Origin of the sequence: Alteromonas sp. ALT199 (assembly GCF_018619335.1) — a bacterium.
Taxonomy (GTDB): domain Bacteria; phylum Pseudomonadota; class Gammaproteobacteria; order Enterobacterales; family Alteromonadaceae; genus Alteromonas.
Genome location: NZ_JAHHDX010000091.1, coordinates 49,582 through 58,441 on the forward strand (window position 1 = coordinate 49,582; position 8,860 = coordinate 58,441).

9 protein-coding genes are annotated in these 8,860 nt (G+C 41.0%); 2 read left to right on the forward strand and 7 right to left on the reverse strand.

Going from position 1 to position 8,860, the window contains the following annotated elements; genetic code table 11:
* Window positions 1–471: 471 nt before the first annotated feature.
* Window positions 472–1,614 (forward strand): DNA cytosine methyltransferase, encoded by a 1,143-nt coding sequence (locus tag KL866_RS10090; protein WP_214994894.1) that lies wholly within the window; start codon window positions 472–474, stop codon window positions 1,612–1,614.
* On the opposite strand, the gene KL866_RS10095 is transcribed toward KL866_RS10090, so the two are convergent.
* Window positions 1,568–2,548, reverse strand: coding sequence for a hypothetical protein (locus KL866_RS10095; protein ID WP_214994896.1), 981 nt, complete (start codon window positions 2,546–2,548; stop codon window positions 1,568–1,570). The two genes, KL866_RS10090 and KL866_RS10095, sit on opposite strands and share 47 nt — an antisense overlap.
* Window positions 2,549–2,602: 54 nt before the next feature.
* Between KL866_RS10095 and KL866_RS10100 the strand changes: the two genes are divergently transcribed.
* Window positions 2,603–3,022, forward strand: a complete 420-nt coding sequence (locus tag KL866_RS10100) for an NYN domain-containing protein (RefSeq protein ID WP_251139951.1) — start codon at window positions 2,603–2,605, stop codon at window positions 3,020–3,022.
* Window position 3,023: 1 nt separating this feature from the next.
* On the opposite strand, the gene KL866_RS10105 is transcribed toward KL866_RS10100, so the two are convergent.
* From KL866_RS10105 to KL866_RS10130, 6 genes are all read right to left on the reverse strand, one after another.
* Window positions 3,024–3,317 carry an RNase H1/viroplasmin domain-containing protein gene (locus KL866_RS10105; RefSeq protein WP_061439131.1) on the reverse strand — a complete coding sequence of 98 codons (294 nt, stop codon included), beginning with the start codon at window positions 3,315–3,317 and terminating at the stop codon, window positions 3,024–3,026.
* 58 nt (window positions 3,318–3,375) lie between these two features.
* Window positions 3,376–3,783, reverse strand: coding sequence for a DUF2787 family protein (locus KL866_RS10110; protein WP_214994898.1), 408 nt, complete (start codon window positions 3,781–3,783; stop codon window positions 3,376–3,378).
* A 265-nt stretch (window positions 3,784–4,048) separates the two neighbouring features.
* Window positions 4,049–4,516 (reverse strand): DUF6641 family protein, encoded by a 468-nt coding sequence (locus tag KL866_RS10115; protein WP_214994900.1) that lies wholly within the window; start codon window positions 4,514–4,516, stop codon window positions 4,049–4,051.
* Between the two features lie 18 nt (window positions 4,517–4,534).
* Window positions 4,535–6,565 (reverse strand): ATP-binding protein, encoded by a 2,031-nt coding sequence (locus tag KL866_RS10120; protein WP_214994902.1) that lies wholly within the window; start codon window positions 6,563–6,565, stop codon window positions 4,535–4,537.
* Between the two features lie 12 nt (window positions 6,566–6,577).
* A complete protein-coding gene (locus KL866_RS10125; RefSeq protein ID WP_214994904.1) occupies window positions 6,578–7,471 on the reverse strand; it encodes a tyrosine-type recombinase/integrase in 894 nt (297 codons plus the stop codon).
* A 169-nt stretch (window positions 7,472–7,640) separates the two neighbouring features.
* Window positions 7,641–8,366 carry a hypothetical protein gene (locus KL866_RS10130; RefSeq protein WP_214994906.1) on the reverse strand — a complete coding sequence of 242 codons (726 nt, stop codon included), beginning with the start codon at window positions 8,364–8,366 and terminating at the stop codon, window positions 7,641–7,643.
* Between the last annotated feature and the right edge of the window lie 494 nt (window positions 8,367–8,860).

Below are 8,860 nucleotides of genomic sequence, written 5' to 3' on the forward strand. Positions count from 1 at the left end.
GTAGAGCAGCGGATTGAAAATCCGCGTGTCCCTGGTTCGATCCCGGGTCGAGGCACCATTAACAAGAGAAGCCCTGAGCAGAAATGTTCAGGGTTTTTTTTGCCGAAATTTTGTATCAATAGAGATACCTCGAGTTTAATTCGCCGTACCAGTCGTTTTATACTGCCCCTTGGCGTCATCCCCCGTTACTCTAAAAAAGAGTATCTTTTTATATAGCTGATTTATTAGTTTTAAATTGCTTTTTTGATTTTTACGGCCCTCACATTTGGTAGGCCGTCATTGTCTCCATTATCCTGAGAATAATTTAATTTATCTTATTATCAATAACTTAATTGGTTTTATAATTTTTGACTATTTACTCATTTTTTTCATGTTGTACTATTTGTCTATATTGTTAGCAAATTTTTGTACCCGCCGATGAAATTATTGAGTGTTAAAGAAGCAACCAAATTGCTTGCTACGGAAGGTCTTGTGAAAGACTTAGACGGAACTCGCAGGTACATTAGACTGGGAGAGTTACCCGCCTTTAAAAAATCTAATCAAGACGGGTATAAAATCTCCGAAGATGCTCTTAATGCATTTATATGGGTCAAGAAAGCATCGGTTTCTCAAGTGGTAAACAGAATTTTATCTAATAGCGATACACAAAGTGAAAAAGCGAAACACAAGGTCGCTTCTTTCTTTGCTGGTATAGGCGGGTTTGACTTGGGCTGTGAAAGAGCTGGAATGGAAGTGGTTTTCCAATGCGAGGTTAATTCCTTTTGTCAAAAAGTGTTAAAAAAGCATTGGCCCAGCGTACCTTTACACGGAGATATAAATAGCCTCCAAGCTGAGGATGTTCCAGAAGCTAATGTTTGGTGCGGAGGGTTTCCTTGTCAAGATGTATCCTTAGCTAATCAAGGTAAAAGAAAAGGTCTGAAAGGTGAAAGAAGTGGATTATTCTATAAATACGCAGAGCTCGTCGAAGAAAGAAGACCTGAATGGCTTGTTATCGAAAATGTTCCAGGACTACTCAACAGTCATAAGGGGCAAGATTTCAGAGTCCTCATTGGAATCTTGGAAGAACTCGGGTATGGCATTTCGTGGAGAGTTTTGGACGCAAAATACTTTGGAACACCACAGCGAAGACGAAGAGTGTACATTGTTGCAAGTCTTGGAGACATGCGCTCCGCCAGAGTGCTTTTTAACGAAAGATCAGATCAGTTCGTTAATTCTTCGGGCAGAGGCCAGAGAACACAAGCTTCCCCAGAAGTTATTAGAGGCTTACGAAAAGCAGATGTCTACGCTATCCAGCATGCAAGTATTGGAAGAAAGCACACGGCAGGGCCTCAAGCCAAAGGATATAGAAATGATGGAGAAACCTACACTCTCGATTCAAGAGGAAGCGCAGACGCTGTATGTGAGGCGAATGATGGCTTCAGAATGCGAGCAACTACAAGGTTTTCCAAAGAATTGGACTCTAATAGACTGAGAGCAACGGGGAACGCAGTTGCTGTCCCCGTTATAACTTGGATCGCACAGAAAATAATAAATGTCGATGAAGAATCTGAGCCAACAAGCTTAACTTCTATGGAAGAGATGCATCAACATGGTACGGCTTGTTGTCCAGAGTGATAAAGTCACCTTCAAAAATTGAAGGTTCTGGACCACCTTGATCTGTAAGAAATCTTACAAAAGTCGAGTAGTTTGAGAAAATAACTTTGTTAGAGTCAATTTCTAATGGTATCGGGCCGGGTATTGGTGAAACTTTCTGTTCCTTAAAAGCCAATATACACAAGGTCCAATTATGAGCTCTTAAGTCCCTGAGGCCAGCGTTTCTAAATCTCTTTTCAAGGTAATCGTAGAGCTCTGAACCCACGGCAAAAACAATTTTACCACCTGTTTGGTCAACGACATTTCCCTTAACCAAGAATTGCTCTTGCTGTCGTCTCCAAGCATTTGTTTCCAGAGTTCCTGCGTTGACCGACTTTCTGAGGTCTTCATTTGTTCTATAAGGATTGGCAGCCCAATTGTCGATATGCGTAGTAATACTCCCTGTGTTATTGGTCTCTCCTCCACCTTGCATCTCTAATAAAATCTCGTCAACTTTTGCACCCGGTGAAAGGTTCCTCATTATGTAGTCTGCGTGATATGCATTTTCAGCTTCAGGGAGAGGGACTAAAGTTTCTCTTTTAACCATCACTTTCGAAAAATCAATAGGCTCTCTGTAGATGGTTTTAGCTATTTTTTTGAGTATGTCAATTTGATGAGCAACAAGCCCAATTTTAACTGCTTTTGTTTTGGGCTCTCCTTTTCGGTTCCTTTCTGGCAGCGTAACTTTTTTGGTATTGCTCGTAGAGCAGAGCCTGTGTTCACAAACAATCCATATTTCATCGTTTGGCTTTCTTACCGAGCAAACAGGATGGTTGGCTCTTCTTTTCTTTGAAACTTTGCTGCACGGTTTGTCCATGAAAGGGCATAGTGCATCTGTTCCTAGTGCTATAGGTTCGATTACTTTGGCGTCGCAATCGGTTCTCTGACCGAGATATTCTGCAATCCTAACTGCCATATAACATTTCCTTGATTTTACCCAAGCCTGTAAGGTTAAGGGAAACAAGAAAAAATGCAAATTGCTTATACAACGAGTAAAAATACGACAGATGCACCGATGATTATTGATGCGATGGATTTACTCTATTCTGAAAAAATAGACGCATTTACTTTGGTATCCAGTGATAGCGACTTTACTAAGCTAGCGTCACGTTTGAGAGAGTCAGAGAAGTTTGTGTTTGGCGTAGGTGAGAAGAAAGTGCCAGTGTCATTTTGCAACGCCTGTGATGGCTTTATATTCACCGAAAATTTAAAAGCTGGTCAGGTTTCTAAATCAGATAAACCTAAACAGGAGCAAAGTAGCGCTGGCAATGGTGCAGCAAAAGTAACCGATATTGTTTCCAGTCTGCCTACCGTCTTTGAAATGACGAGACAGAAAGGAAAAGGGACGACACAAATTATCTTGTACCGTCCTATCTTCGCGACCACTTAGCCTAATCTAATTCCCAAGGAGGAAGATCAACGTTTTCCATATTCGACTTTAAAGGTTTCTTTTGCTTGGTTTTGCGTTTTGCCTTGAGCACTATTTTGCCGTCGTCCAGAAAGCGTCTGTAGGCGCGTTTTGCTTCTTCGATAGACGCGAAACCCTGGTAACGGCTTCCTGAATAGCCATTCACAAGGGCTTCAGTTTCTTTCCACGATTTGTAAACTCCTGGCGTTCGACCTTTAAAGACTACGTAAGCGGCATACCTGTTGGTGAAGTTGTAATTGGAAAAGCATCTCGACATGATTACCTCCTTTGGTTTGTCAGCTTTCCCAATGTGTTTACACTTTTATGTTTTGTAGCTACTCGGATACCGATATCGAGAAAACATATAATTCCAGCAAGTAATGCAAGAAGTTACCTTCCCATATTTGATACATATCGGTTGCTTGCTCAATAGGAAACACACCGAACAGGTTTTGAAAAACACCTGCATCGAAATCAAAGTCGAGGTCTTTTGCTAGCTCTGCATAGGGGACGTTTCCTATATAGGCAAAATCCGTGACGTAGCAAAAGTGCCATGCGTTATTGCGTTTCTCCAAACGGATCTCTACAGGGTGAAAACCACCACTTTCAGCTGAATAGTTAGGATCTCTGAAGTTAATTGTCACGCTTGTTTGTGACACGCTATGCTGCACAAGTAAATCGACAAGTGCTTGTGCAAATCGCTTTGAGACAGGCAAAGCGAGTCCTTCATAATGAATATGCATAATAAAAAAATCTTCTAATTGAAATCTATGAATGTGAGTGCTGCCTAGCGCGTCTGTACGACGCTTTCAAGCAACTAAGTAAAGTCACTGACTAACAGTTTGCGGTGTCTGCTACGTCGCTTTCAGTAGCGTTATTCGTTATGCTTCTGAAATGCTAGTGCGACTTACTTTTATAAAATAGACAGCACTCGATTCTTGGTTCGCTATCGCTGTTCGCGCAATCAAGCGCTAAGGACGATAACTGATGAGTAGAGCAGGGGGCTAACTACGATTTTGCTAACTTTGCGTTGGCCGGAGTTTTCCCCTTGGTTTCAGTCTTTGGCGGCGATATTAAGAACTCATCAAGCTCTCCTTTTTCTACCGCGCTTATCAAAATGTCGATGACCTCGGGAAGCTTTTCTTTATCGCCAACATCTATGGCTGGTTTCCCCTTTTGTAACTCGATTGCTCTTATGCCCACTTTTACTTCAAGGAAATAATGGTTATCGGTGTCGTAGTACCAAGGACGAACAGTAGCTTGCCAACGTTTTTTAATCCGCTCTCCTGTTTCTGGATCTTTGACGGTTTTTTCTTTGTATGCCACGAATGGTGTGCCGTCAAGCATACAAGTGGCGAGCTTTTTTTGCTGTTCGAGTCGGTTGATTAGCTTCATACGCTTGTTCAATACCGGTGGCTTCTGCTTGATTTCAGGACGAGCGATAACCTTGAGCGAACTCAATACTGATGTAGTCATAATGTTTACCTTTGAATGTTAAGGGCGAATAAAGCCCATTGAGGTTTGCGTCTGCTTGCGCAGGTTTTCGTCTGCCAACAGGTTGATGGCAAAGTCACGAATTTGAATATTGGGTTGAAACTTCTTTCGACGAGCCAGTAGAGCGAAATCACCGGGTGTAAGGTTGCGCAGTGAAGATAGCCTTTGCTTCTCAGCTTCCTTGAGCGTTCTTACTTTAGTGAGCTTTTTGTACAACTCTATTACTTGAGTAGTTGAAAGGTATTGGCAGTCTAGTTTGAAATCGAACCGACGTAACACAGCTTTATCAAGCTTGTCGGAAAAGTTAGTAGCAGCGAATAAAGGCTGTGTGAAACACTCTATTTGCGTTAAGAACTCATTAACAAGCTGATGTTCGTGATGAGCGGTGAGCGTTTCGCGTGAGCTTAGTAAGCTATCCACTTCATCAAGCAAGATGACTTGCTCTTCATCATGAGCGCGTTGAAATAGTTCAGCCACCTTTTGCTCACTTTCACCCACCCATTTACTTAAAATATCAGAGCATTTAACACGCAGCAGTTTCCTACCATGTAGCTCTGTCAAATAGTGCGCGAAAGCGGTTTTACCTGTTCCTGGAGGACCTGAAATTAATGTTCTCGCTGGCTGGTTTTGCTTAAGTGCATACGCTATTTCGTTGAGATACTCCTTTGACTGCTTAATATTTAAGTAGCTCGTATCGAAAGGTAGCTCACTTTTGTACTCAAGTTTATTTTGCCATTGCTCCGTTGCTCTAAGTGACGCTTCGACAACTTGACCGATTACAGCTTCTGCGCGAGCACGTTTAGCGTTCACAGCGTGAGCGACATGTGTTGCGTTAGCAACAATTGCTGGCGTAATGTTCTCTGTTTGACTAATTATTTTTCGTGCAGACGTAGAAACACTTAAGCCGTGATAGTAAGGCCGCGTTATCTGTTCGATTTCTTCTGGTCTTAAAGTGGGAACATCTAATACGAGCTTGAATCGCCTGATAAAGCTTGGCTCGAGATATTGGATATGATTTGTAATCCAAATACAGGGAATTTCGTTTTGCTCAATGAATCGCTGTAGATGTTCTTTGCTGTATTGGCTGTCAGCACAATCGAATAAACTCTCGCATTCATCTACCAGCAACATAGCGTCCGCCTTACACGTCAGCAATGATTGAAGTAAAGCTAAATAACGAAGCCTTTCTTTGTTTGGAAAGCGGCTATTGAACTCATCTTCAGAGAAATTGCTAGCAAGTGCAGTAGAACGAATTTCGTAAAGTGTTCTATCGCAGTATTTGGCAAGTGTCCTCGATAACTCTGTTTTACCTGTTCCTGAAGCTCCATAGAGCAAAATGCTTGCCCCAGACTGTCTAGACTTACTAGCAGCAGTGAGATATTGCGACAAAAGCGCAGTATTCACGTGAGGAAAATTATCTAATGTGAAGCTTGCATCGGGCGAAGGATGCAGCAACGGTGCTATAAGTGTTTCCCTTGAGGTAATTGTTTCACTTAACAGCGTTCGAACAAGTGCTTTTGGCATTGCACCATACTCGAAGGACAAAAAGTCTGTATCAGGCAGAAAACCATAATGATTGAGCTGCGCAGTTGCGTGAGAAAATAGTTCGTCACTGATGCCTGAAATGTCTTTGAGGATTTCGTTTAACGAAAGGTGGCTTGTTTGCATGTGCACCTCAGAAGAAAGCGCTCTAATCCACTTGTTAACCTGTGAGAGCAAGGCGAACTGAATCAGTAACTCGGTTTGCTTAGGCAAGTCCATCACGGTTCTGATATAGCAACAATTAGCTAAAAAGGTTTTCGTTACCTGAGGTTGGGTATCAGTAATAGTGAGGCAAGCTTTGTAATTGACGTTTTTGCTTCTACCTATGAAAAATGATTGGGCAGATACCTTGCTACCACGCAAATTACTGGCAAGACTTTTACTGAGTATATCGGTATCGATTGAAGGCAGATAGTTGAGTAATCGCTTGCCCCATTCACATGCAAGGTAATTAAGCTCACTCGACTTATTGAGTACTTTATAAGACATGCTAGCGCCCCATTATTGATAGGAAAGCAGAGATGCAGCTTCTTGCATCACTTTTTCATTTCGTTTGTCGTACATGATGGTCGTACTGATATCCTCATGTCCTGCCATTTGGCGCACAGTGTTTATATCTACATTTTGTTCAAGTAATCGTGTGATAAACGTTCGTCGAAGGTCATGCGGCGAGACTCCTTCTACGCCAATTGATGCTAGCGACTTTTTAGTGAGTGAATAGATAGAGCACGATGACAACGCGGTGTTGTGTTTAATATTTCCACCTTTTGCGACACGAACAAACAAGTGGCCGTTGCTTTTACTTCGAAGTGCTAGCCATTGATTCAGCGCAAGTTGCGTCCATGCTGGCAGATGAACAGTTCGGCTCTTGTTACCTTTTCCTTTTCTGACGATCAGAGCAGTACCTTCGATAAAGTCTTCTACCAAGAGTGCTACTAGTTCACTTCGTCGTAACCCTGTGCCTAAAAGTGTTGAGATTAACGCGTAGTTTCGAATACCGAGAATAGATGTATCGCGTTGTAACTTTATCAACAGCTTTCTGACCTGCTCAGTTGAGAGAGGCTTTCCATTATGTTTGCCGTGATTCACTTTGCTGATAGCCCGAAGTTGAATCGACTGCATTTCTGGAACGAGTCCAGACAGTACAGCTATTTTTACGATACTTCTGATCGCTATCATTGCTCTGTTGATAGATCTAGCTGACCAACCCTGAGTAATAAGCTTCGTTTTAATATAGGTAGCTTGTTGAAAATCGATATGATGATATTTATTTGTTCGCTCTTCATCAGTCCAACCCATCATGTCTGCGATGCTATTTAGCTGTGAAGCAATAGAGCGCTGACTATTAGGCGCAAGTCGACCTAAATACAGCGCATAGGGGCAAGCTGCATTCATAAAATGCTCCGAAGTTGTAGTTAAAAGTATTGAATTTGAATGGAAGTGCTTAGAAAGCGAAGAAGATAATATCAGGCGATATTAGTGATTTATATGGCTGTTTTGTCCCAGCGAAATAATAGATATTATTTCGCGTTAGCAACAAATGGGGCGATAAAGTAGCTTGAGTCTAGGGTAGATACCTACGACGAAGTAATACTAGAAGTTTGAGAATTTTCCAAGGTAATGGATCAATCACTGTAATAGGGACGGCAGGGTTTAGCTTATTGCTTTGAGTCAGCTTAGTCGTCTTTATGGTTAACTCGGCATTACCGAATGTACCAAATTTAGTAGCGAAGTCGTTTTTTTTACCGGTACTTACTTCAAATGTTATTTCTGCTAAGTCAATTGTTTTTCCCTCTTGTATGCGATTTACGATATTCTCACAAATTAACTTAAACATTCTTTTTTCGCGATATTGAAGTTTTGCGAAAGCATCTAAATATTTTTTTTGCGATTTATCAACAAAGAAATATTCATGATTAAGGTTTTTAAATATGGAATTTACTGTCGTTTTTTTAGCCTTAGAGTAATCTCTAACGTATGATAAACTTTCATTCTCTAATCTAACAGTTTTCTTTTTTTCGTTATTTTTCTTAACGCGAATTCTTGTACTCCATATTTTCCATACTTTGTCGTCAATATCGCTATTTAAACTGTTTAATTCATTTGTTATTTTTTCTGCTTTTTCCTTTTTCCCAGCATTTAATGCTTTTCGTAATAGTGGAAGATTTAGGGCAATAGTATTCATTGTTTCGTGGTGAATCGTGTCTTCTTTTGAAACATTCAGTCCTAATTCTAACAGAGCTTCTCCTTTCCCTATCCATGTCTCAGTGTCGAAAGTTTTTCTTTTCATAATCTCGATGGAAGTTGATTTCTTTATGATCAAGCTAAGGGCGAAATGCGTTCTTGTCAATAAGTTGGTGTTCTGATTTTTCTGTCTTACGTCGCATTTATGCGTAGCGCTACGTATTGGTTGCAGCGAGAGGGCGTAGTGCTACAGTGTGATTTTTGAGCTATTTGGCGTAGTGCTACGGCTTAAAAGTAAATTGGAAGTAGAGCTTTCTCTGCAAAACTCATTTTACGTTAGTAGCTACTAACATGTTTTTTTTAAATGATAAGGCGTTGCGCAACGCTTTCACTCTAAAAAATGTAATATCGTAAAAATGCAGTAGGGATGCGGTTTTAGCAGGGCTAGAGCGCGTTTTTGAGGGGTAAGGCATCTTTTTTAAAATAATAGGAAAATTTTGTGAGTTTACTAATTTAAATACATGTCACACACGCACACAACTATCAGTATGTACACTACTAATATAACTAATACTACTAACTATACTACTACCACAGTAC